Source organism: Streptococcus sp. KR (assembly GCF_002238115.1).
GTDB lineage: Bacteria > Bacillota > Bacilli > Lactobacillales > Streptococcaceae > Streptococcus.
The window spans coordinates 35,206-57,616 of record NZ_NGVM01000004.1 but is presented as its reverse complement, the minus strand read 5'-3'; the positions used below and the strand labels follow the sequence as shown (position 1 = coordinate 57,616).

Sequence of the window (22,411 nt, the reverse complement as noted above, 5' to 3'; positions counted from 1 at the left end):
TGAGTTTTTCTATAATCGTAAGTTTTCTAAATGGCGCTTAGCTGTATCTAGGTTAAAGGTTTTATCTGCAATGAGGCGCTCGACTAGGGGAGCTACCTCGGATTCACTGGCTCCTGCTAGGAGAGCTAAGGATTTGGCCTGCAATTTCATGTGACCTTGCTGAATCCCTGTACTCACCAAGGCTTTGAGGGCCGCAAAGTTTTGGGCAAGTCCGATAGACACGATAATCTGGGCTAATTCTTTGGCAGAAGGATTTCCCAGTAGCTCATGACCGAGGGCTACACGAGGGTTGAGACCGATAGAGCCACCCTTGGTCGCAACAGGCATGGGCAGGGTCATCTCACCAACTAATTCTTCTCTTTCAAGGTCCAGCGTCCAGCAGCTAAGACCTTGATAGTGCCCATCTCGACTGGCAAAGGCATGGGCCCCGGCTTCGATGGCACGCCAGTCATTACCAGTGGCAATCAAAATGGCATCAACACCGTTAAATATCCCTTTATTGTGAGTAGCTGCTCGGTAAGGATCAGCCTGCGCAAACTGGTTAGCTAAAGCTATTTTCTCCGCAATTTCTCGTCCTTGGTCCTTCTGGCGGCTCAAGTAACGAAAGGCGATGCGACAGCTTGCTGTCACCAGAGAATCGGTCGCGTAGTTTGACAGAATCCCCATGAGACTCTGTCCCTGACAGAGTTCTTCTAAGACTGGTTTCAAGGCTTCCAGCATGGTGTTGAGCATATTGGCTCCCATGGCTTCTTGGGTATCAGCATGGAGATAAACAACAAGGAAGTCTGTTTCGCCTTTTATCTGTTCTACATGCAAATCACGCGCCCCACCTCCACGTTTAACGATAGAAGGATAGGCTTGATTGGCAAGTTCCAAGAGTTCGGCTTTCTTGCTGGCAATCTTCTCTTGCGCTAGATCTGGATCATCAACTTGATAAAGGGCTACCTGACCAATCATCCGGCGCTCATGAATCTGAGCAGTAAAGCCACCTGCTCGCTTGATAATTTTACTTGCATAGCTGGCCGCAGCAACGACAGAGGGTTCTTCTGTCACATAGGGAACTGTGTATTCCTGATCGTTAACGAGAACCTCTGGGACCAGCGAATAAGGCAGAGAAAAAGTTCCCACTACATTCTCACTCAGCTGGTCTGCGACAGTCACGCTAATTTGTTCATCCTGCTCCAGACTGGTTTGTTTTTCAGGACTAAGGAGCGCCTGAGCTTTTAACATCTCAAGGCGCTCTTGGTATGATTTTTTAGAAAATCCATTCCAACTTATCTTCATTATTTTTCAACCTTGCTATAACGGCGTTGGTGGTCGAGAATTTCAACCAAGGCATAGTCTTGATTTTCATAGCCAGTAAACTGAGCAGAATTTGTTTCATCTAAGTCTACTTCCTCAAAGAAGACTTTTTCATAGTCAGCAACAGACAGGGCAGTTCGTTGGTTGAGCTTGTTCAAACGGTCCTTATCCAGATAAGCTTCATATCCTTCAACCAATTCACCACTGAAGAACTCAGCTACAGCCCCACTTCCGTAACTATAAAGGGCAATTTTATCGCCAGCCTTCAAGCTATCTGTATTTTCCAAGAGAGACAAGAGTCCAAGGAAGAGGGACCCTGTATAGATATTCCCCACCTTTTGACTGTAGAGAATAGACTGGTCAAAATGCTTTTGCAAGAGGTCTTTTTTCTCTTGAGGCAGGCTCTTATCCATGATTTTTTTCAAGCCTTTTAGTGCTAATTTAGGATAAGGCAAGTGGAAGCAAACCGCAGCAAAATCATCTAAGGTAAGCTGGAAGCGTTTTTGGTATTCAAGCCAAGTCGTTTTCAAACTATCCAAATATTGTTGGGTAGAATAGACACCATTTACATACGGAGTTGTTGAGTAATTTGGACGCCAGAAATCCATGATGTCACGAGTCTGAGCCACATTGTCGTTATTAAAGGCCATAATGCGTGGATTCTGTGTAATCAACATGGCCACACTTCCAGCACCCTGAGTGGGTTCTCCAGGTGTTTCAATACCATATTTGGCAATATCACTGGCAATAACTAAAACTTTGGACTCTGGAGAATTTTCCACATGCAATTTGGCATAATGAAGGGCAGCTGTCGCTCCATAGCAGGCTTCTTTAATCTCGAAACTACGAGCAAAGGGCTGGATGCCCAGCAAACCATGCACAAAGACGGCTGCAGCTTTACTCTGGTCAATTCCTGACTCGGTAGCCACAATGACCATGTCGATTTCTGCTCTTTCTTGCTCAGTTAAAATAGAGTCACTTGCACTGGCTGCCAAGGTCACGATATCCTCAGTTAGAGGCGCAATACTCAATTCCTTGAGTAAGAGTCCTTTGCTTAATTTTTCAGGGTCAATTCCCCTCGCTTCTGCTAAGTCTTGTAATTTCAAGACATATTGACTGGTCGCAAAACCAATCTTATCAATACCGATTGTCATATTTACCTCTGTTTTATCATTCATTGTAAAAAATCGTTCTATACTATTTTATCACAAATAGCAGTAAAAGATAGAAAAAAGACTTGATTCACCAAATCAAGTCTCTTATTATTCTAACCATTATGCTGTTTTCGTAAGTGAGAATAAAGTCTGAGAATCACTGTTCCACTAGCCATTCCAATGGAAATCACCAAAGCCAGCATAACAACCAAGGTTGCACTAGCAATGGCATGACTGTAATCTCCCGTCACAAAAAAGGCAGTTGTCCGATAGGAGAGATAACCCGGAACCAGAGGTGCCAAGATGGCCAAGATAAAGACCACAGCAGGTGTCTTATAAAGAATACTTAAAATCTGGCTGACACAAGAACCGATAATGGCTGCAATAAAAGTAGCCACAATAACATTGGTCGGTTCCTTGAGCAAAAGATAAATTAGCCAGACGGCCATGCCCAAAATTCCTCCTGGTAAGAGCATAGACCGTTGAACATTGAGTACAATTAAAAAAGTGATAATAGCAAGAAGACTTGCTACTGCTTGTAATAAAAAGGTTGTTAGTGTCATATTAATTCATCAATACCAAGGCGACAGAAGTTCCCGCCCCTAAAGCAAGGGTAATGAGCAGGGATTCAAACATCTTACTCATACCAGAGTTTATGTGGTTGGTCATAATATCACGAACCGCATTGGTCAAGGCAATCCCTGGTACAAACGGCATGACCGCACCAGCTATAATCAAATCTGCCGTTGAAGGAAAACCTGTGTAGCGAGCCCAAAACTGGGCAATCATCCCAAATACAAAAGCTCCAGCAAAGGCTGTCACAAAGGGAATTCGGATAAACTTCTCCACATAGAGGGAAAAGGCAAAACCAAATAAGGTAGCCACTCCTGCCCCAAGTGCGTCGTAGATATTTCCACTAAACATAATAGAAAAGAAAGGAGCACTAAAGGTCGCAGCCAAAGTTACCTGCAACTTAGTATAAGGAAGGGGCTGGGCTTGCAAGGCCTTCAATTGCTTGAAGGCTGTCTCTAAATCAATCTGCCCCCCTACCAACTGACGAGAAATCTGGTTCACATCGCAGACTTTCTCGATGTTATAAGAAGAGGAAGTCACGCGTTTCATTCGCGAAATATTGGTATTTTCAATGGAGAAAAAGATGGCAGCAGGCATGGCAAGAACATTGCAATCCACAATCCCCTGCGAATGCGCAATACGGATCATGGTATCTTCTACACGATGAATCTCTGAGCCACTTTTGAGAAGAATGGTTCCAGCTAACATAATCACATCGATGACGGCATTTAATTCTCTTGATTCTTCCATGCGTTCCCCCTTTTATCAACTCCCTCTATTCTATCACAAATCTGGAGTCAAAAAAAATCTTTGCCATGAAATCATGACAAAGATTCGTTTAATCACGAGAATTTTCGTGGTTTCCTTCACTATTTGGTTGAGTCGGAGTAGGAACCGTTCCTTGTTGATTTCCTTGTTGATTTCCTTGCTGGCCACCTTGTTGATTCCCTTGATTTGGAGTAGTAGGTGAACCTTGGTTACCACGTGGAACTGACGTTGAAGAGGAACTTGATGGTGGTGTTTTGGGTTTATAAATCGAAATTTTAATACGTGTGCTGGCTAAATCAATTTTTCCACCCGGTTTTGGACTTTGCTCTACAACAGTCTCCTCAGCTGTTCCTTCAGGAGCAGTAGACACTTCTACAACTTCGATATTAGCTTTTTTAATTCCATATATCTCTGTAAGATTATTAACTGCAAATTCTCGAGTTGAACCAATATATCTTGGCATTGAAATCGAATTTACTTTTTTAGCAACTGTCAAAACTATTTGAGTTGCCTTGCTAAGATCATAGGTTGTTCCTTCCGGTAAACTTTGTTTCATGATTGTACCGGCTTCGATTTCGTTGGATTCTTCTTCCTCAATCTTAATCAGATTTTCTGGAACCTTCTTACCCTTCAACTCTGCCACTACATCACTAGATTTTCGTCCAAGATAATTTCCAAGTTGGAAGGATTGCTGACCAGAAGACACAATCAAATTAATTTTTGTTCCTTCTTTGCGTGTCGTACCAGCGTCAGGATCGGTACGAATAACCCGACCTTCTTCAACCTTATCACTAGCCTCTGACTTCTCCTCGCCAATCTCAAAATTGGCTTTTTTGAGATTTTCCTTGGCTTCCGCCACTGTCTGACCTGCCACATCTGGAATTGTTATTGTGGCTGGCGTCCTAGATAAAATCCATACCAAGGATGCCACAACCAACAAGAAGGTCGCAAATAAAATTGGATAACGTGCTTTCATGCGACGCCGTTTGGTTGGCTTTGGACTAGGTACTGGTTTTTCTGTCTGATGAGGCTGGGGCTTAGGTTGAGGTCTTCCCTCTTGTACCGGAGCTTTAGGAATAGAAGTCAGAGTACTTTGTGGAACTTTAGGAAGAGTCTTGGTGTCCGCCTTAGTCGCATCGTCAAAGACTAGCTTTGGTTCATTACGACGATTATTAGACAAACTACTAGACAAATCCACATACATTTCAGCGACTGATTTGTAGCGATCTGTCAATTTCTTGGCAGTTGCCTTAATAACAACATTTTCTAAAGCCTGAGGCACAGATGGATTTTCAGCTATAACCGATGGCAGTGGTTTCTGGAAATGCTGGAGAGCGATGGTCACTGCACTATCCCCATCGTAAGGAATATGACCTGTCAGCATCTCATAGAAAATAATCCCCATGGCATAGATATCACTCTGCACAGTTGCTTTAGAACCACGCGCCTGCTCTGGCGATAAATAATGAACCGAACCCAGCATTGAGTTAGTCTGAGTCAAACTCGTCTCTGCAAAGGCTACTGCAATCCCAAAGTCTGTAACTTTGGCAGTCCCATCTGGGGTCAAAAGGATATTTTGCGGTTTCAAATCCCTGTGAACAATTCCTCGAGTATGGGCTAAGCGCATAGCCAAGAGGATTTGTCCCATGATTCGAACCGCTTCTTCATTTGAAAGAGGGTGATGTTCCTTGATATAGCGTTTGAGGTCTAATCCAGCAACATATTCCATTGCGAGATACTGTTGTCCCTCTTCTTCACCGATATCTGTAATCCGAACGATATGAGGATGGTCCAAATCTGCCATGGCTCTCGCTTCCCGCTGAAAACGAGCCACAGCAATCGGGTCTGTCTGGTAGTTGGTCCTCAGGACCTTTACCGCCACTTCTTCCCCGTCTAGAATCAAATCTTTAGCCAAGTAAACATCTGCCATGCCTCCTCGACCAATTTGTTTGATAATCCGATACCGCCCGGCAAAAATCTTGCCGATTTGGATCATTCTGTTGCCTCCTCATTAACAGCAATAAGGGCAACTGTGATATTGTCTAAACCACCTGCATTGTTGGCAAAACGGATCAAGGTTGCTGCCTTATCTGCCAAAGAAATATCGCTGGTTACAATATCAGAAATCTCACTTCCTGAAATCATATTTGTCAAGCCATCACTATTGAGTAAGAGATAGTCCCCAGGCTCAAGGGTGATTATTCCAAAATCAGGCTGAATTTCATCTTTTTGACCAATAGATTGAGTAATAATATTTTTCTGTGGATGGCTAGCAGCTTCTTCTGGCGTCAATTGACCTGCCTTAAGCAATTCATTGACCAAAGAATGGTCGCTCGTTAACTGGTGGTATTCTTCTCCACGAATCAAACCGATACGAGAATCCCCAATGTGGGCATAGATAGCCTGATTATCAATAATGGCTACAGCCTCAAGGGTTGTTCCCATTCCTTTATAGGCTTCATTTTGTCCCAATTGGTTAATCCTTTGATTTTCAATCTCAAGGTTGTTAGCAAACCATTCACGCACTTCATTAACCGTATCGATTTGTGTATCAACCCAAGCTACACCCAGGTCTGTTACCGCCATCTCACTAGCGATATTCCCTGCGCGATGACCTCCCATACCATCAGCTAGGATAATCATGGTACGTCCAGCTCTATTGACATAGTGGTTGACATAGTCTTGGTTATTTGTTCGTTTCTGACCAACATCTGTTAATAATGAAATTTCCATGTGTTAGTTCCTTCCTAATCCGATATCTTGCGAAATTGACTGATGAAGAATCCATCACTTCCATACAATTCAGGTGTGATGAGGATACAGCCATCTTTCATGATATCCTTACATTCATGTTCTAGTGTTACCTGCTCAAATTCAGGATGACTTTCTAAAAATGCCTGTACGACTTGAAAGTTCTCCTCTGAGACAATAGTACAGGTACTATAAGTTATTATACCACCTTTGCGTAGTGTTTGACAAACACTACCTAATATTTCTAGCTGAATTTCCTGCAAGGACGCGAAATCTGCCGTTTCTTTATTGTATTTAATGTCTGGTTTACGGCGCAGAAGACCGATTCCTGAACAGGGAGCATCCACCAAAATCTTATCAAATGAATCCTGACCAAAAAACTCATGCACCTTTCTGGCATCTAATTTTTGCGTTTGAACTCGATCTGCAACTCCTAAACGTTGGGCATTTTCTTGGATTAAATCCAACTTGTGATCGTAAAGGTCCAAAGCCGTAACCTGACCTGTCGTGAGATAAGAGGCTATATGGGCTGTTTTTCCACCCGGAGCCGCACAGGCATCTAGAACCTGCTCATCACCTTGTAAATCAAGCGTCGGAGCAACCAGCTGACTAGACTCGTCTTGGATGGTAATGGCCCCCTCTGAAAATAGGTCATGTCCCGCAAAGTGGCCTTGCTCCTTAACCAGACCAGAAACAGACAAAGGTGAAGCACTAGCCTCCAACAAAGCTTGGATTTCCTCTTTTCGGCTTAAATCAGTCACTCGGATGCTGGCCTTGTTGCGCACCAAGAGACTTTCAAAAATAGCTTGCGCTCGCTCCTCTCCGTATTCTTCCTTGAGCTTGGCAACTAGCCAAACTGGGAGAGAATAGGCAATGGAATCACGCTTGTTTTTTCGCTTAATGCTGGCAATATCTGGCCAACCTTCACGCAGGATACGACGAAGGACAGCGTTGACCAATTTTTCACTGCCCTTTTTACGAATTTTGGCCAATTCCACTGCTTCATTGACCACAGAATGGTCTGGAATCTTGTTCAAATAGCGGAGCTGGTAGGCGCTCATGAGAAGTAGGACGTAGAGCCAGCTGTCTAACTGATCTCTGTCTTCGATAAAGTGGGATAGGTACCATTCCAGAGTCAGTTTACGGGCAACCGTTCCATAGACCAGCTCGGTCACCAAGCCCTTATCTGCTACAGAAAGTTGACTACCCTTGAGGTGCTTATTTAAGGCGATATTTGAGTATGCTTGATTGATAAAAACATCCTCTAGCACTGCTAGGGCTATACTTCTAGCCGTTTCTACTTTAGTCACCAAATCGTTCTCCTACAGTCAATGTCCGTCCAACTCCGTTGAGGAAGGAAGCAATGTCCATCTTAGGTTTACCAGCTGGCTGCACTTGTTTGAGGGATAGAGCTCCTTCTGCTGTTGCGACAATCAATTCTTTCTTGCCGATAGAGAGAATCTCACCTGGATTTCCCTGACCTTCTACTGGTAGGGCTTCATAAATCTTAAAGCGGTCTCCCTTAAGGAAAGTATGGGCAACAGGCCAGGGGTTCATCCCACGGATCTGGTTAAAGAGTTGACGATTGCTTTTAGTCCAATCTAGTTTTTCTTCTTCTGGCTTGATATTTGGCGAGAAAGTAACCTGACTTGGATCCTGTGGTTCAGGTTTGATGTCACCAGCAATGTAGGCAGGCAAAGTATCCAAAAGCAAATCACGACCAACTAGCGCTAATTTCTCAAACAAGGTGCCGACATTGTCCCCATCCGTGATAGGAATACTGCGACGAGAAATCATATCTCCTGCATCCATTTCCTTAACCATCTCCATAATGGTCACACCAGCTTCCTCATCTCCTTGAATCAAGGCATAATGGATTGGCGCTCCACCACGGTGTTTTGGAAGAAGGGAGGCGTGAACATTAACCGCAAAGTCCATGCTATCAAGGAGTTTACTTGGGAGAAACTGCCCAAAAGCAGCAGTCACAATTCCATCTGCTCCTAGCTTCATAATATCTTCCATCTCTGGACTTCCAGATAATTTTTCAGGTTGGTAGATAGGAAGTCCTGCCTCTTTGGCAGCTTGTTTAACTGGGGTCTCCTGGATCACTTTTTTACGTCCGACAGCACGGTCTGGCTGGGTCACAACGGCTAGAATTTCGTAACGGTCATCTGTCAAAAGCCCTTTTAAGACTGTTGCTGAAAAGTCGGGGGTCCCCATAAAGATTAATTTTGTCATATCTTCTCCTTCTTATAAAAATTGCTGTGGCTCATGGTCAATGCTGAGACGGAGCTCACTATTTTCCCGTTCTTGAGTCAAGGCCAGAACCTGATTTAGAGTCGGCCCCAGCTCATCTTCTAAACGGTATTTAATCAAAATCTGGTAATGATAGAGGTTGTGGGTACGGGCAATGGGTTTGGGCGTTGGCCCAAGAATGTTACTGGTCTCTGACAAGCCTGACCGCAAAATGTTCATGACTTCATAGGCACGTTTGACCACCTCTTCTTCTTTCTTGTGAGAAAGGGTAATGCCAATCGTGAAATAGTAAGGTGGATAGCCTAGTTGTCGTCTGATTCCCATTTCATAAGCGTAAAAGCCTTCGTAATCCTGATCCTTGGCAAATCGAATAGCGTAGTGCTGAGGATTGTAAGACTGAATCAAGACCTGCCCAGCTTTTTCAGCACGTCCTGCCCGACCTGCCACCTGAGTCAAAAGTTGGAAGGTTCTCTCAGAAGAACGGAAGTCAGGCAAATTCAAGGCTGTATCGGCATTGAGCACTCCGACTAAGGTTACATTGGGAAAATCCAATCCCTTGGCAATCATCTGAGTACCTAGCAAGATATCCGCTTCCCCTCGTCCAAACTGGTCAAGCAGGGCTTGATGACTACCTTTCTTACGGGTCGTATCCACATCCATCCGTAGAATTCGTGCCTCTGGAAAGAGTTCTGCCAGCTCGTCATAAGCCTTTTGTGTCCCCGTCCCGTAGTAACGGATACTGCAACTCTTACAGTTAGGACAGACCTGAGGAATATCCTTCGAAAAGCCACAATAATGGCAGTTCATGGTCTTGGTATCCATGTGCAAGGTCAAGGAAATGTCACAGTTGGGACAAGTATCCACGGTCCCACACTCCCGACACATGACAAAGCTAGAATAACCACGACGATTGAGCATAAGAACCACCTGCTCTTTTTTAGCTAGACGGTCCTGAATAGCCTCTAGCAAAGGTGGCGTGAAGTTTGACGTCTCATTTTGTCCGATATAGTCTCGAAAGTCAATTACTTGAACCTCAGGGATCCTAGCTAAAGGATTGGCGCGTTGGGTCAGACGTAAATGTTGATAAACGCCTTTGCCAGCTCGCGCACGGCTTTCTAAGCTCGGTGTCGCAGACCCAAGTACCAGAGCTGCTTGATTGTACTGAGCCCTTAAAATAGCAACCTCTCTGGCATGGTAACGAGGATTACTGTCCTGCTTATAAGTCGCCTCATGCTCCTCATCGATAATCATGACACCCAGATTTTTCAGAGGAGCAAAGATGGCCGATCTGGCCCCAACCACAACTTGAGCATCGCCACGCTCCACCTTGCGCCATTCATCATACTTTTCACCATTGGAAAGGCCTGAGTGAAGAATGGCCACTTTCTCACCAAATCGAGCGATAAAACGCTCGGTCATCTGAGGAGTCAAGGAAATCTCAGGTACCAGCAAAATAGCTGTCTTGCCCTTGTCCAAGGCACCTTGGATAATCTGCAAGTAAACCTCGGTCTTCCCACTTCCTGTAATCCCTTGAAGGAGGAAGGGAGGCTGATGACTGCCAATAGCACTCACAACCGCATCTCGCGCCTGTCTTTGCTCAGGATTTAACTCCAAAGGCTGACTTGCCTCAATGCCTTCAAAATAAGCAGCCGAGCGTTGAACTTCCTTTTGGACTATGGTCACAGCACCTTGTTCCACAAAAAAGTTGACTTGCTCCCGCGAATAGAACTCTAGCAAACTAGCCAAGGAAGCACTCTCAGGATGAGACAATAAATAGTCTCTCAATTCCAACTTTTTCTTGGCACGCGCAGATATTTCAACACCTTCTAATTGAGCAAGATTCACCTCATACCAAGACTGGATCTTGACCTTCTTTTGATCAATTGCCTGATATTCCAGACCAAGCAGACCTTTCCTAGTCAAACGCATCATTTCAGCTTGCTTAGCTAAATCCAGAGAAGAAAAGGCAAGCGAATCCTCTGAACCAAACAAACGATCTCGGTCTTCCTGACTCAGACCTGCCATAGGATAGAGAATCTTGTCATAGCTGGAGTTTAGAAATCCCGGCAACATAGCCTTGAGGATAGAGATTTTGTAGGAGAAGACTGACTTACGGAGCTCTTCAGCTAGCCAGAGTTGTTCTTGCGTGAGAACAGGAGAAAAATCCAGCACCTCTGCAATATCTTTTAAATCTTGCTCCATCTCTTCTCTTTCTGATTGGGACTCCAAACCAAGAACAATCCCTTGAATCAGGCGATTGCCCTTACCAAAAGGCACGTGAACCCGCATCCCAACTTCCAGCATTCCCTCAAATTCCTCAGGAATCCTGTAACTATAGGGCTGGTCCGTCTGCATCAAAGGCACATCTACGATAATCTTGGCTATAGCCATCTTCTCACCTCCTCCTTGTCAGTACATTCTTGCAATAGAAAAAATAAGATTGAGTCCCCCCAACCTTAAATTTTTTCACCATCTTCTTTTTCTTTAGCGATTTGCTCTTTGATTTTCTTTTCTTCTTCTTCTTTGCGGCGTTTTTCTTCTTCGATACGGTGACGCACTGCTTCACGTTTCCCTTCTGGATCTGGGTGAATTGTAACGTTTCCTGATTCGATTTCTTCTAAAGCGCGAAGAGTTGATTTTTCAGACTTGAAACCTTGAGTTGCTGGCGCACCTGCTTCCAATTCGTGGGCACGTTTTGCTTCCAAGATTACGAGTGAATATTTTGAAGGAACCTTGTCGAGCAAGGTATCAATAGAGGGTTTTAACATCATTTGCTTGTACCTATTTTCTAAATTTTATCGGGTAGTTGGAGATTTTGGTAACATCTCCTGATAGTGACCAATGACACGATCCACACGGAAGTGCTCTGCTTCGATCACACGTTTGACACGCTCAGCAGCTAGGGGCACCTGATCGTTGACAATCGCATAATCATACTCACGCATGAGAGCAATTTCTTCCTTGGCCTTTTCGATTCGTTGGACAATCACTTCTGCACTATCTGTTCCACGACCTACCAAGCGGTCTTGTAATTCATCCAAATCTGGTGGTGTCAGGAAGATAAAGACAGCATCTGGAACCTTTTTCTTAACCTGAAGAGCGCCTTGAACTTCAATTTCAAGGAAAACATCGATTCCCTTGTCCAAGGTTTCATTGACATAGGTCAGAGGAGTTCCATAGTAGTTGCCGACATATTCTGCATATTCCAACATCTGTCCTTGACGAATCAGCTCTTCAAACTCTTCCCGAGTACGGAAGAAATAGTCAACACCGTCCACTTCTCCAGGACGTTGTGCGCGTGTCGTCATTGATACAGAGTATTGAAATTGGTTTTCAGAACTCTCAAAAATCTCTCTTCTAACCGTTCCTTTTCCAACCCCTGAAGGACCAGAAAAAACGATTAGTAAGCCTCGGTCTGCCATTGTGTCTCCTTTAGTCAGTCTGTGAAATAACATTTCTCTAGAATAATGGCAAAAAGCCAGATTATCCTTTACAGTCTTTCTATCTAGTGTAACAAAAAAGCAGTAATTTTTCAACTGCTCTTTCTTATTTATTTAGCATAATCTACTGCACGAAGCTCGCGAATCACGGTTACCTTGATATTTCCTGGGTAATCGAGATTGTTTTCAATTTTTTCACGAACTTTGTGAGCCAAGATTGTGACTTTGTCGTCCTTGATTTGTCCTGGATTGACCATGATGCGGATTTCACGTCCTGCTTGAAGGGCAAAGCTATTTTGTACTCCTTCAAAGCCGTTAGCAATTTCTTCCAAATCATGAAGACGCTTGATATAGCTTTCAAGAGACTCACTACGAGCTCCTGGACGGGCTGCGCTCAAGGCATCTGCTGCAGCAACGATTACTGCAATGACGCTTTCAGCTTCGACATCACCGTGGTGGCTAGCAATCGTATTGACCACAACTGGGTGTTCCTTATACTTGCGAGCCAATTCCATACCGATTTCCACGTGGCTACCCTCAACCTCACGGTCAATAGCTTTTCCGATATCGTGAAGGAATCCAGCACGACGGGCAAGAGCCGCATTCTCACCAAGTTCGCTGGCCATAATACCAGCCAACTTAGCAACCTCAATCGAATGGCGCAAGACATTTTGTCCATAAGAAGTACGGAACTGCAAACGTCCCATAATCTTCATCAAGTCTGGATGAAGGTTTGGCGCACCAATCTCATAGGCTGCCGCCTCACCGTATTCACGAATCTTATTGTCAATCTCTTGACGGTTTTTCTCAACCAACTCTTCGATACGAGCTGGGTGGATACGACCATCTTTGAGCAACATTTCCATTGTCATACGGGCAATTTCACGACGAATCGGATCAAATCCTGACAAGGTCACCACTTCTGGTGTATCGTCGATAATCACATCGACCCCTGTCAAACTTTCAAAGGTACGAATGTTACGACCTTCACGACCAATAATGCGTCCCTTCATAGTATCGTCTGGCAGATGAACCGTTGAGTTTGTTGACTCTGCTACATATTCACCAGCGATACGTTGCATAGCTTGAACTAAGATGTCCTTGGCCATTTTGTCAGAACGTTCCTTGACCTCTTGCTCAGCTTCGCGAATACGGCTAGCAATCTCCTTGGTCAAGTTTTCCTCTGTCTGAGCCAAGATAATATCTCGTGCTTCTGCCTGAGACAGGGCACCAATACGCTCTAGTTCTGCTTCTTTTTGTCTTTCGACTTCCTCTAATTGCTCTTCACGCGCATCAAGGTTTTTCGCTCTATCAGAAATACTTTGTTCTTTTTGTTCAAGTGTTTGTTCTTTACTCGTCAAATTGTCGTCCTTACGGTCAAGGCTAGTAGCTCGCTCGGTCAAACGACTTTCGATTTGTTTGAGTTCTTGACGTTCTGATTTGAATTCAGCGTCCACTTCTTCACGGTATTTTCTGGCTTCTTCTTTGGCCTCCAATAGTGCTTCTTTTTTAAGAGACTTGCTTTCACGTTTAGCTTCATTAACAAGTAAATCGGCTTCACGCTCAGCTTGTCCACGTAAATTAGTTGCTTCTTGTTCAGCATTTAAAAGCATCAACTCCGCAGCTTCCTGAGATGATTTCATCTTAGCTGAGATGCTGACATATCCAATGACTAAACCAATGATGACGGCAAAAACAGCAATCGCAAGCGACATGATTTCCATGTTTTTACCTCATTTAATTTTTATTATGAATGACATACATTCTTTAACATTTTACCATAAAAAAGTGATTTTCACAAACTTAAAATAGAATATGTTTTGAGGAAATTAGTGTGAATTTTAGGATTACACTTCTTCGGATCCCTTCAAACTTTTGAACACATCATCAATAAATATATCTGCTAATCTCTTCTTGAAAGAATCATTATTTAATAGAGCACCAAATAAATCTTGACTCTGAGAGTATCCTTCTATAAGAGCATTGTCAATCTCTTCTTCAAAAGCAAAAACGAAGTCTTCTCTAGAGTTGACACGAGCAGATTGCTTTAGTCTTGGATTCTTTTTCATCAATTCACGAATGGACACCGCTCCACTTAGACCGACTTGGTGATCAATATCCAAATCCAACTGTTCGTTAATTTCATCTAAGATTTCAGATAAACGCTTCTCCTGGTCAGTCGTAACACCTCCAGTACTTGGCTTGGTAAGTATTAACTCTGGATGATATTCCAATTCAGAAACTGACCTGAAAGAACCTGTTTGCTTATGTTTCATATAGTCCACTACGATCTTATCTGCTATTGTAAAATCATCTCCTCCAATGCGAACATCAATCATCTTGACAAGACTTTGCAGATAATTATAACGTTCGTGTAGAACTTCATTTTGATAAGCAGTTGCCTGAATCAAGAAAGTATACATTCTAAGAAAACCTCGAATAACCTTTCGAATAGAAAGTTGTTCTTTCTCATCAAACCGTCTAACTCTATCATAACCTTGATTTAACAGAGAAACCATCTTTTGCTTTTCTCTGCTGTTTCTCTTTTCTTGGTATAAGAATTGATTAAACTCATGAACAACATCACTGTCCAAGATACCATACTCATCAATTTTCCGATCCAAGGTCAAGACATCACTAGGTGTGACTGTATCTGCTAAAATAGTCTCACGGTAGTACGGAGAAAAAGCTGAGCGAATATCGTCATAAGTATTTTTAAAATCAAGAATAAAGGTCCTCTTATTGTAGCCTCTATAGATACGATTCAAACGAGACAATGTTTGCACCGCAGCAACACTTCGCAGCTTTTTATCTACATACATAGCAACCAGTTTTGGTTGATCAAACCCTGTCTGATACTTATTTGCCACAATCAGGATTTGGTAGTCCTCCGTATCAAAATGATCTTTCAAATAATCTTCCTTGACCTGATTCATTTGCGACTCAGTATATTCACTACCTTGGTAATCAACCTTGCCAGAAAAGGCAATCAGGGTTCCAATACTAGTGATACTGTGGTCTTTGAAGTACTTTTGAAAGGCCAATTGATACTTAACTGCTGCCTCACGACCCGAAGTCACAATCATAGCCTTACCTTGACCACCCAATTCAGCCATAATATCATGACTGATAAAGTGATCCATGATAATTTCAACCTTTTGATTGATATTTTCATCAAATAATTCTACAAATTTTGCAATCTTACGCTTGGCAAGAGTCGTTTTTAGCTCAGGATCTTCTTCGACTGCTTTATTGAGCTTGTAATAGGTCTTATAAGTCGTATAGTTATCTAAAACATCTAGAATAAAACCTTCCTCGATAGCTTGCTTCATACTATAAACATCAAAAGGTGCTTTAGAACCATCTGCTTGGGTTGTACCAAATAGCTGTAGAGTTGTCGCCTTGGGAGTTGCGGTAAAGGCAATGATTGAGACATTGTCCTGCTTACCTGTCCGTGCAATCTCCTGCTCGATAGCATCCGCAACACTTACTTCTTGAATCTCATCGATAGTTCCATCTTCTGTATCTGTTTCTGTCAAGACTTGACTAACCGAACTCATATAGGATCCTGTCGTTGAACTGTGGGCTTCATCAATCAGGATGGCAAATTTCTTTTTCGCAGTGTTCCCTACAGACATCCAGTTGGATTGGTTAATCTGGGCAAACTTATGAATCGTCGTAGCTATGATTTTTGTATTTCCTGCAATCGCATCCGCTAAATCACTGGAGGTTTCTTTGTCGCCCATTACCTTGACCACTCCAGGCTTGTGGGAGATTTCCTTGACCGCTTCTTGTAACTGACGGTCAACTACGATACGGTCTGTTACGATTAATACAGTATCCACGATGTTTTGATTCTGATCATCATGAAGAGAAACTAAAGTATGAGCCAACCATGCTATGGTATTGGTTTTACCAGAACCAGCCGAATGCTGAATCAGATAATTACTGTCAGTATGGTTGACTTTCATGTCCTCTAGGAGACGGCTAACTGCTCTTCGCTGATGGTATCTCGGGAAAATCAGGGTCTTCTTTTTATGCTTATCCATCTCAAAAAAGATAAAACTCTCTATTAACTGGAGAATACTATCCTTGGTCAAGACATCAAGCCACAAGTAGTCTGTATCGGCACCATCAGGGTTGTGAGGGTTGCCACTTCCCATCTCAATACCTTCCCCTTTCCCCACATTAAAAGGTAGAAAATAGGTTTCTTGTCCTTTCAATTGCGTCGTCATATAGACTTCTAGGGTATCCACTGCAAAGGAAGCCAAGACTCCCTGTTCAAAACGGAAAAGACGATTCTTAGGATTGCGTCCCTTTAGCTGCTTGATGGCATCCTGAACAGACTGACCACTGGGATTAAACTTAAGCTCTATAGCAAATAGTGCTAATCCATTGATAAAGATAACAAGGTCAATGCGGTCACTCTCCTCGTAAACCACTTCTTCCATAACAGATAGACAATTGGCTTGGTATTGTTGAACAGCCTTTTCATTAAAACTAGTCGCAGGTTTACGATAAAGAAGACGAAGTTGTTTATTTTCAATAAAGATTCCCTCTTTTAAGGCGAATAAAAAGCCACCCTTGACGATTTCTTTATTAATCAGATTGACTATTGTCTCCTTGCTAAGCTTTTTAAGAAGATAGTCCATGGTCTCCTCTTGGGTCTCCATCAGAAAATCCCACAGGAGTTCCACATCCATGGCTAATCTAGAATCGTAGCAAGTAGCGTCCCGCTGAATATAGTCATTCTTATCTCTCAAATCTTTGATAATCCACTGCTGGAAATCATAGCGCTCCTTCAAGCCCAAATTTGCCATAGTTTCTCACTTTCTTTTTCTATAATTCAATTAAAATTTCGTTATAATTACAAATTTAAAGTTTACAATGAATTTCTTAAAATATAAAAATGATAAAACAGATATTTTATTGTACTTCAATATTACCTTTCTGACGTTTATCTGCAAGTGAATCCTCGTATTCATTTTTAGCAATACCCAGTTTCTTTGCATTGGTAATTACAGAAATAAAGGCCTCAAGAGACTCTGCTGTTAGATATATCTCTTTACTTTCTTCATTAAAAGTGAAAGGTGTTTGAAAAAACTGTTCTGATAATTCATTCGCTCTCTTTACACATTCCCATTCATAACTCGATGCTTCATCATTATATTTTGCAAGTAAATTAATCAATTTACGATGACTTTTTAATTTAGCTTTTATTTTTTCAGATTCTTCATCAGATACATTCACTTTAAAATCCGTCGATAATTTAAAATTATGAGATAAAAATTTCTCATAATTCTCTTCAGCCGTGATTATTTTCGACTCATTTAAACCAAACATAATTTCATAATCCTGAACATCAAAGATATATTGTATAGTTTCATTGTTTTCAGTTTTTTCAGCATAACTTATGATGAACGGAAGACTTCTTCCCTCATTTTTTTCTATATCAACTATTCTAACTTTTCCAGAAGTAAAAGTAGCAATAAATCTAGTTTTTAATTTCGCAGCTCGAATTGATTTCAAAAAATATTTGTACTGTACACCATCAATGTCTTCACAAACTAGATACAATCGTATATCTTCAAAGTCCCTTAGAGGATGTATAGCTTGTTCCAATTGAGATGAGACTAATTGTATTCTATCTATTTCAGACTGGAGACTCCCATCAACTCTTCTATAAAATGGAACTTCCGTATTATTCCCATTCGTTTCAACATTTTGTAATGACTCAATTGATTCTTCAAATTTTTCTTTTAAAGTTGATTTCTCAGAATTTTGATTATTAGCAAATTGAATATTACCTATATAATTGCTAGCTTCATCTGATATAACTTTTCGAAAATTTTTCAATTTCCCAAGTGACTTACCTCGTCCAGCCTGCCAGCCAATTGCATATATTTCTACCATTCTACTCTCCTATTTCATCGTTTAATACTTCTTGATCAAAAAAAACAAATGTTCTTGCCATTGTACCAGTGTTTCCTAGAGTACAAATCCTTTTCACACCAGAAAATGCAGCCGAGTCTTTTCGAAAGAAAAATATATTGTAGTTATCTTTTGTTACTAATAAATTGATACCAAAAATAGGTAATATCAAGTTTGGAAAAATATCATTGCTAAGCATTAATAACACAAAAAAGAAAACAATAATTATAATTGCTACTAGAGCACTAACTCCATTCATAAATTTCAAAACTAAAGAGGGTACAATGGTTGACGATACAAAGGATATGAATCCTGGATTTATTTTTGGTCCGTCTTGAATATCAATCACTTTGCCTTGAGAATTATTTTTCAACGTGACCTTAGATACATTAAAATTTAAAACAATATTTTTAACAATATTTTCTTCACTCCTCCGTCCGTTGATATATCCACGTATACTGTAAATTGATATTAGCATTATAGAAAGTAATACTGATAACATAAGAAAATGCCACAAGTTCCTACTTAAATAACAATGTAACGACTCAGTCTCTTTCAATAAAAAATGATGAATATCTACTAATGAAAAATAAATCAATAAAAATGCTGGAAAAAATGCGGTAAAAAAGTAGGCTAAACGAAATTTTAAATCAGTTCCAAATAGCAATCCTACACCCTCCTCTTCCCTGTCACATAATCGTAAATAAGAGTTTGTCGTTGTTTGTTGATGTTTTCAATTTGCTTTTGTTTAATTTTTATAAGAGAATCTACATCAGAAGTTTGTCTATCTAGCACCTCTAAAATACTATATTGTTTCGCTATTGGTATTGTAGGAATAATTATGTTTTTTAAATTATAAGAGTAGATAACATCAATTGTGGTGCTATTACTCAAAAAATTCAGTTGTTCTCTAACGAGAGGAATATCATTAAAAAGATACTTTATTAGCTCTGGTAGAACAATTTTACTATCCACCTTAAATTTCATTAGACAAGGATGGATAATACCTTCACAATATTTTTTAGGAACAATAGCAACACGACCAATCGTGCCTCTAGTAGTCAACAAAATATCGCCTGATGATACAGAAAAATTTTTTAATTCTTTACATTTTGCTTCACTTATATAGAAATCCGTCTCAGTAAAATTATTGTCTAAAACATTACGCTGATTATATACCCATTTCCCCGAACTTCTTATTGCATCTCCTGATAACGAGGAACCAAATGGACCAACCTTAATACTATTGCTTCCTTTTTCAAGAATAAATTTTAACTTACTCACTCCCCACCCTTCAGGCACCTCTCCAATCCAGTTGATTCCTGAATCCTTCATAGGGACTGTTTTATCCAGTCCTTTTGTGACGGTTTCATAAATCAAGCTTGCGCGGTAGTCTTTGAGTTTTTGAATTTGCTCCTCCAGTAGACTTTTAACCTTATCCAGCTGGGCAGTTTTCTTGTCTAGAAAATCAGCAATTTTTTGTTGTTCAGAAATGGATGGCAGTGGCACTTCAATACCATTAAAAATAGCCGCAGTTAGTTGATTAACTGTACTAGTTGTAAAGAATGTTCGATAAAAATTAAAGCTAATATTCATTAAATAAAAAGCAAACTTAGCAATTAAACTTTTATTGGTTCTAAAAACCATCATAAACGCTCCAAAAGTAGCTTTTATATCTGTATCAATAATTGCGTTTTTACCAATCAATGCTGAACTACCATTCCTAGCCGTTATTAGAATATCATTTTTTCTAAGCACAATAGATTCTGCTACTTTTGTTTTTACATATACATTATTAGTAAAATCTAAGACACCGTTCTGAATATTCCCAGATCTAAGAACTAGAATCCCTTCATCCTTATCAACTATATCGCTTGGTGAATATGTCAATCCCTGCTTCACATCACCTAAATACTTAAACTTAATTACTTCCCACTCTTGAGGTATCTGTCCGATCCAGTCAATGCCACTCTCTTTCATCCTAGTCATGTTTTAGTTCCTCCAAGAGAGTCTGTAGTTCTGCTTCCAAGTCATAGAACTCTGCCAAGAGCTTGTCGGCACTTTCTGGTGCTTGGTATTGATAGAAATAGCGAGTAAAAGGAATCTCAGCTCCATAGCCTTTTTCCTCATCAAACCAGTAGTGGGCGTCAGGTACATGAGGATAAACCTCACGCGCAAAGTAGTCTTCCACATTCTCTGTCAGCTTAACGATTTCACTGTCCTTGGTTGTCTTATCATAGACAATCCCATCGGCAATCTCATTTGCCTTGTCTTTCTTCTTGGTTCGGATAACCTCTGCTGTTTTGTCCATTTCACTCATAGCTAAGGATAGCGCATTGACATTGGCAGGCGTAAGCTTAAACTCTCCCAGCAAGTCCTTGATGACTTGGACAAAGTTCTCAAAGTTAGGATAGGTCTTGTCAGAGCTTCCCTTAGCAAGAGCTGTCAGGATAGCTTCTTGCTTGATCTTGCCAGCTACAAAGTCCTGTAATTTTTTCTCATCCTTGGCTGAACGTGGTTCCATCTCCAGCAATTCTTGATACTTGTATTCATCAAATAGTTTAGCTAGGAAAGGAACGCTTTTCGCTTTCTCAATTGTTTCTTCGCTTATCTGGCCACGACGTTGCAGAGGTTGCATAACTGTAAACTCTCGATAGAGAAACTCTTGATTGTCAAAGATTTTCACATGGTCATTTTCTTGAAAATCATCGTACCAGCGAAGGATCTGACGGATGTTATCTTGGGACAACTCACGGCGTTTTTGACCTAGAGATTTACGTAGAGGAATAAACTCCTCCGTCGCATCGATAAACTGAACCTTATTCTGGCGCTCAGGAGACTTGTTTTTATTATAAATCCAGATATAAATCCCAATTCCTGTGTTATAGAAAAATTGACCTGGAAGGGCGACTATAGCTTCTAGCAAGTCATTCTCAAGGATATAACGGCGAATCTGACTTTCTCCCGATGAGGTCCCGCCTGAAAAGAGGGGAGACCCATTTGAAATGATGGTTGCACGGCCATTTTCTTCTAATTTTGCAAGAGCATGAAGATGGAAGAGTAGTTGAGCATCTCCAGTTCCTGGAGTCGCAACAAAACGACCTTGACGACCTTCTGTTTTGTCAAAGAGTTGATGATCTTTCTTAACTGCATCCTCAACCCCATCATCCGCATCCTTACCACCCCAAGCTTGACCAAAGGGAGGGTTAGCGATGACAAAACTCATCTTAGTATCTGGGAAAGGATCTGGATCTTTTAAGGTATCCACCTTCACAAAATAGTCCGAGTCTTCCTGACGAATTAGCATATCTGCACGACCAATCCCAAAGGTTTCAGGCAAAACTTCTTGACCAAAAAGACGGACAGTGGCTCCTGTATTCAACTGACGGATATAGCTTTTAGCTGTAGCCAGCATTCCCCCAGTTCCAGCCGCCATATCTAGTATTTTCAACTCTTTTTTATCAACAAAAAGTTCTTCGTCTGCCTCAATCAAGAGGAGGTTGACCATCAGAGCGATAACCTCACGAGGAGTATAGTGAGACCCCGCTTCCTCATTTTCAGAAAATCGGCGGATGATATCTTCAAACATATAGCCCATACGCATAGAGTCGACTGAACTTGGAGACAAATCAATTTGAGAGAACTTTTTAATAACCGTGAAAAGGCGACCACTCTGGGCCAGGGTACGGACTTGCTCTTTAAATTTTAGGTTTTCAATGATGTCCTTGACACGGCAAGAATAGCCATCCAGATAGGCTAGAAAATTCTCCTCGATTGCATTTGGATCGTTTTGAAGATTTTCCAACGTAAAAGGACTAACATTGTAGTAACGATAGCCTGAAAGTTTCTCCAACACTTTCTCAGGTGTATTGGGATTTGCTTTGTATTGTGCTACCACCTGATCCTTGGTTGGCAGCAAGGCAGCTTCTAAACGAGTCAGGACAAACATTGGAATGATGACATCGCGATACTTATCTGCTCGATAAGCTCCTCTAAGAGTGTTAGCGATAGACCAAACCGTATTGACATCATTAGAAATTTGGATGTCATTTGCTTGGAATAGTGGTAATTTTTCTTTGAAATTAGACATTTACTTCCCCTGTTTTTATTATTAACAATTCTCTTCATTATACCACAAAATACGAGTTATAAAGCGTATTCAAGGGTAAAGCTCGAATTTCATATACTAAATTTCTTTACTGAATTTTTGTCTTTTGTATTAGGGATTCTGTCATT

Annotated in this window: 17 protein-coding genes; all 17 read right to left on the bottom strand. The window is 41.3% G+C overall.

What is annotated here, in order from left to right; genetic code table 11:
* Nucleotides 1-9: 9 nt before the first annotated feature.
* Nucleotides 10-1,284, bottom strand: a complete 1,275-nt coding sequence (locus CBI42_RS02360; protein ID WP_094753164.1) for a hydroxymethylglutaryl-CoA reductase, degradative — start codon at nucleotides 1,282-1,284, stop codon at nucleotides 10-12.
* Complete coding sequence (locus CBI42_RS02355; RefSeq protein WP_179211353.1) at nucleotides 1,284-2,456, bottom strand: hydroxymethylglutaryl-CoA synthase; 1,173 nt, start codon at nucleotides 2,454-2,456, stop codon at nucleotides 1,284-1,286. The genes CBI42_RS02360 and CBI42_RS02355 overlap by 1 nt, the downstream gene beginning before the upstream one ends.
* A 113-nt stretch (nucleotides 2,457-2,569) precedes the next feature.
* Nucleotides 2,570-3,019: a threonine/serine exporter family protein gene (locus CBI42_RS02350; RefSeq protein WP_020901615.1), complete on the bottom strand. Its 450-nt coding sequence runs from the start codon at nucleotides 3,017-3,019 to the stop codon at nucleotides 2,570-2,572.
* Between the two features lies 1 nt (nucleotide 3,020).
* Nucleotides 3,021-3,779 carry a threonine/serine exporter family protein gene (locus CBI42_RS02345; RefSeq protein ID WP_020903004.1) on the bottom strand — a complete coding sequence of 253 codons (759 nt, stop codon included), beginning with the start codon at nucleotides 3,777-3,779 and terminating at the stop codon, nucleotides 3,021-3,023.
* Nucleotides 3,780-3,867: 88 nt separating this feature from the next.
* Nucleotides 3,868-5,793: a Stk1 family PASTA domain-containing Ser/Thr kinase gene (gene pknB / locus CBI42_RS02340; protein ID WP_094753162.1), complete on the bottom strand. Its 1,926-nt coding sequence runs from the start codon at nucleotides 5,791-5,793 to the stop codon at nucleotides 3,868-3,870.
* A complete protein-coding gene (locus CBI42_RS02335) occupies nucleotides 5,790-6,530 on the bottom strand; it encodes a Stp1/IreP family PP2C-type Ser/Thr phosphatase (RefSeq protein WP_094753161.1) in 741 nt (246 codons plus the stop codon). Before CBI42_RS02335 ends, pknB begins: the two co-directional genes overlap by 4 nt.
* Before the next feature lie 14 nt (nucleotides 6,531-6,544).
* A complete protein-coding gene (gene rsmB / locus CBI42_RS02330) occupies nucleotides 6,545-7,858 on the bottom strand; it encodes a 16S rRNA (cytosine(967)-C(5))-methyltransferase RsmB (RefSeq protein WP_179211352.1) in 1,314 nt (437 codons plus the stop codon).
* On the bottom strand, nucleotides 7,851-8,786 hold the full coding sequence (gene fmt / locus CBI42_RS02325; RefSeq protein WP_049488381.1) for a methionyl-tRNA formyltransferase: 936 nt from the start codon (nucleotides 8,784-8,786) through the stop codon (nucleotides 7,851-7,853). The genes rsmB and fmt overlap by 8 nt, the downstream gene beginning before the upstream one ends.
* A gap of 12 nt (nucleotides 8,787-8,798) precedes the next feature.
* Entirely contained in the window at nucleotides 8,799-11,195 is a 2,397-nt protein-coding gene (locus CBI42_RS02320) for a primosomal protein N' (RefSeq protein WP_094753159.1), read from the bottom strand.
* A 65-nt stretch (nucleotides 11,196-11,260) separates the two neighbouring features.
* On the bottom strand, nucleotides 11,261-11,575 hold the full coding sequence (gene rpoZ / locus CBI42_RS02315; RefSeq protein WP_049488385.1) for a DNA-directed RNA polymerase subunit omega: 315 nt from the start codon (nucleotides 11,573-11,575) through the stop codon (nucleotides 11,261-11,263).
* A 24-nt stretch (nucleotides 11,576-11,599) separates the two neighbouring features.
* A complete protein-coding gene (gene gmk / locus CBI42_RS02310) occupies nucleotides 11,600-12,226 on the bottom strand; it encodes a guanylate kinase (protein ID WP_049488387.1) in 627 nt (208 codons plus the stop codon).
* Nucleotides 12,227-12,354: 128 nt separating this feature from the next.
* Nucleotides 12,355-13,968, bottom strand: a complete 1,614-nt coding sequence (locus CBI42_RS02305) for a ribonuclease Y (RefSeq protein ID WP_000404934.1) — start codon at nucleotides 13,966-13,968, stop codon at nucleotides 12,355-12,357.
* Nucleotides 13,969-14,091: 123 nt separating this feature from the next.
* A complete protein-coding gene (locus CBI42_RS02300) occupies nucleotides 14,092-17,064 on the bottom strand; it encodes a type I restriction endonuclease subunit R (protein ID WP_094753158.1) in 2,973 nt (990 codons plus the stop codon).
* Nucleotides 17,065-17,170: 106 nt separating this feature from the next.
* Entirely contained in the window at nucleotides 17,171-18,157 is a 987-nt protein-coding gene (locus CBI42_RS02295; protein WP_094753157.1) for a hypothetical protein, read from the bottom strand.
* A 1-nt stretch (nucleotide 18,158) separates the two neighbouring features.
* Nucleotides 18,159-18,842: a hypothetical protein gene (locus tag CBI42_RS02290; protein WP_094753156.1), complete on the bottom strand. Its 684-nt coding sequence runs from the start codon at nucleotides 18,840-18,842 to the stop codon at nucleotides 18,159-18,161.
* Nucleotides 18,843-18,844: 2 nt separating this feature from the next.
* A complete protein-coding gene (locus CBI42_RS02285) occupies nucleotides 18,845-20,164 on the bottom strand; it encodes a restriction endonuclease subunit S (RefSeq protein ID WP_094753155.1) in 1,320 nt (439 codons plus the stop codon).
* Entirely contained in the window at nucleotides 20,157-22,265 is a 2,109-nt protein-coding gene (locus CBI42_RS02280) for a type I restriction-modification system subunit M (protein ID WP_094753154.1), read from the bottom strand. Before CBI42_RS02280 ends, CBI42_RS02285 begins: the two co-directional genes overlap by 8 nt.
* Nucleotides 22,266-22,411: the final 146 nt, after the last annotated feature.

What these genes read in the sequence shown, in the direction of transcription:
- CBI42_RS02345 (WP_020903004.1), bottom strand. Translation starts at nt 3,779, where the DNA reads ATGGAAGAATCAAGAGAATTAAATGCCGTCATCGATGTGATTATGTTA.
- CBI42_RS02285 (WP_094753155.1), bottom strand. Translation starts at nt 20,164, where the DNA reads ATGACTAGGATGAAAGAGAGTGGCATTGACTGGATCGGACAGATACCT.
- CBI42_RS02350 (WP_020901615.1), bottom strand. Translation starts at nt 3,019, where the DNA reads ATGACACTAACAACCTTTTTATTACAAGCAGTAGCAAGTCTTCTTGCT.
- CBI42_RS02355 (WP_179211353.1), bottom strand. Translation starts at nt 2,456, where the DNA reads ATGACAATCGGTATTGATAAGATTGGTTTTGCGACCAGTCAATATGTC.
- CBI42_RS02360 (WP_094753164.1), bottom strand. Translation starts at nt 1,284, where the DNA reads ATGAAGATAAGTTGGAATGGATTTTCTAAAAAATCATACCAAGAGCGC.
- CBI42_RS02300 (WP_094753158.1), bottom strand. Translation starts at nt 17,064, where the DNA reads ATGGCAAATTTGGGCTTGAAGGAGCGCTATGATTTCCAGCAGTGGATT.
- CBI42_RS02280 (WP_094753154.1), bottom strand. Translation starts at nt 22,265, where the DNA reads ATGTCTAATTTCAAAGAAAAATTACCACTATTCCAAGCAAATGACATC.
- pknB (WP_094753162.1), bottom strand. Translation starts at nt 5,793, where the DNA reads ATGATCCAAATCGGCAAGATTTTTGCCGGGCGGTATCGGATTATCAAA.
- CBI42_RS02305 (WP_000404934.1), bottom strand. Translation starts at nt 13,968, where the DNA reads ATGGAAATCATGTCGCTTGCGATTGCTGTTTTTGCCGTCATCATTGGT.
- CBI42_RS02335 (WP_094753161.1), bottom strand. Translation starts at nt 6,530, where the DNA reads ATGGAAATTTCATTATTAACAGATGTTGGTCAGAAACGAACAAATAAC.
- gmk (WP_049488387.1), bottom strand. Translation starts at nt 12,226, where the DNA reads ATGGCAGACCGAGGCTTACTAATCGTTTTTTCTGGTCCTTCAGGGGTT.
- fmt (WP_049488381.1), bottom strand. Translation starts at nt 8,786, where the DNA reads ATGACAAAATTAATCTTTATGGGGACCCCCGACTTTTCAGCAACAGTC.
- rpoZ (WP_049488385.1), bottom strand. Translation starts at nt 11,575, where the DNA reads ATGATGTTAAAACCCTCTATTGATACCTTGCTCGACAAGGTTCCTTCA.
- CBI42_RS02320 (WP_094753159.1), bottom strand. Translation starts at nt 11,195, where the DNA reads ATGGCTATAGCCAAGATTATCGTAGATGTGCCTTTGATGCAGACGGAC.
- CBI42_RS02295 (WP_094753157.1), bottom strand. Translation starts at nt 18,157, where the DNA reads ATGGTAGAAATATATGCAATTGGCTGGCAGGCTGGACGAGGTAAGTCA.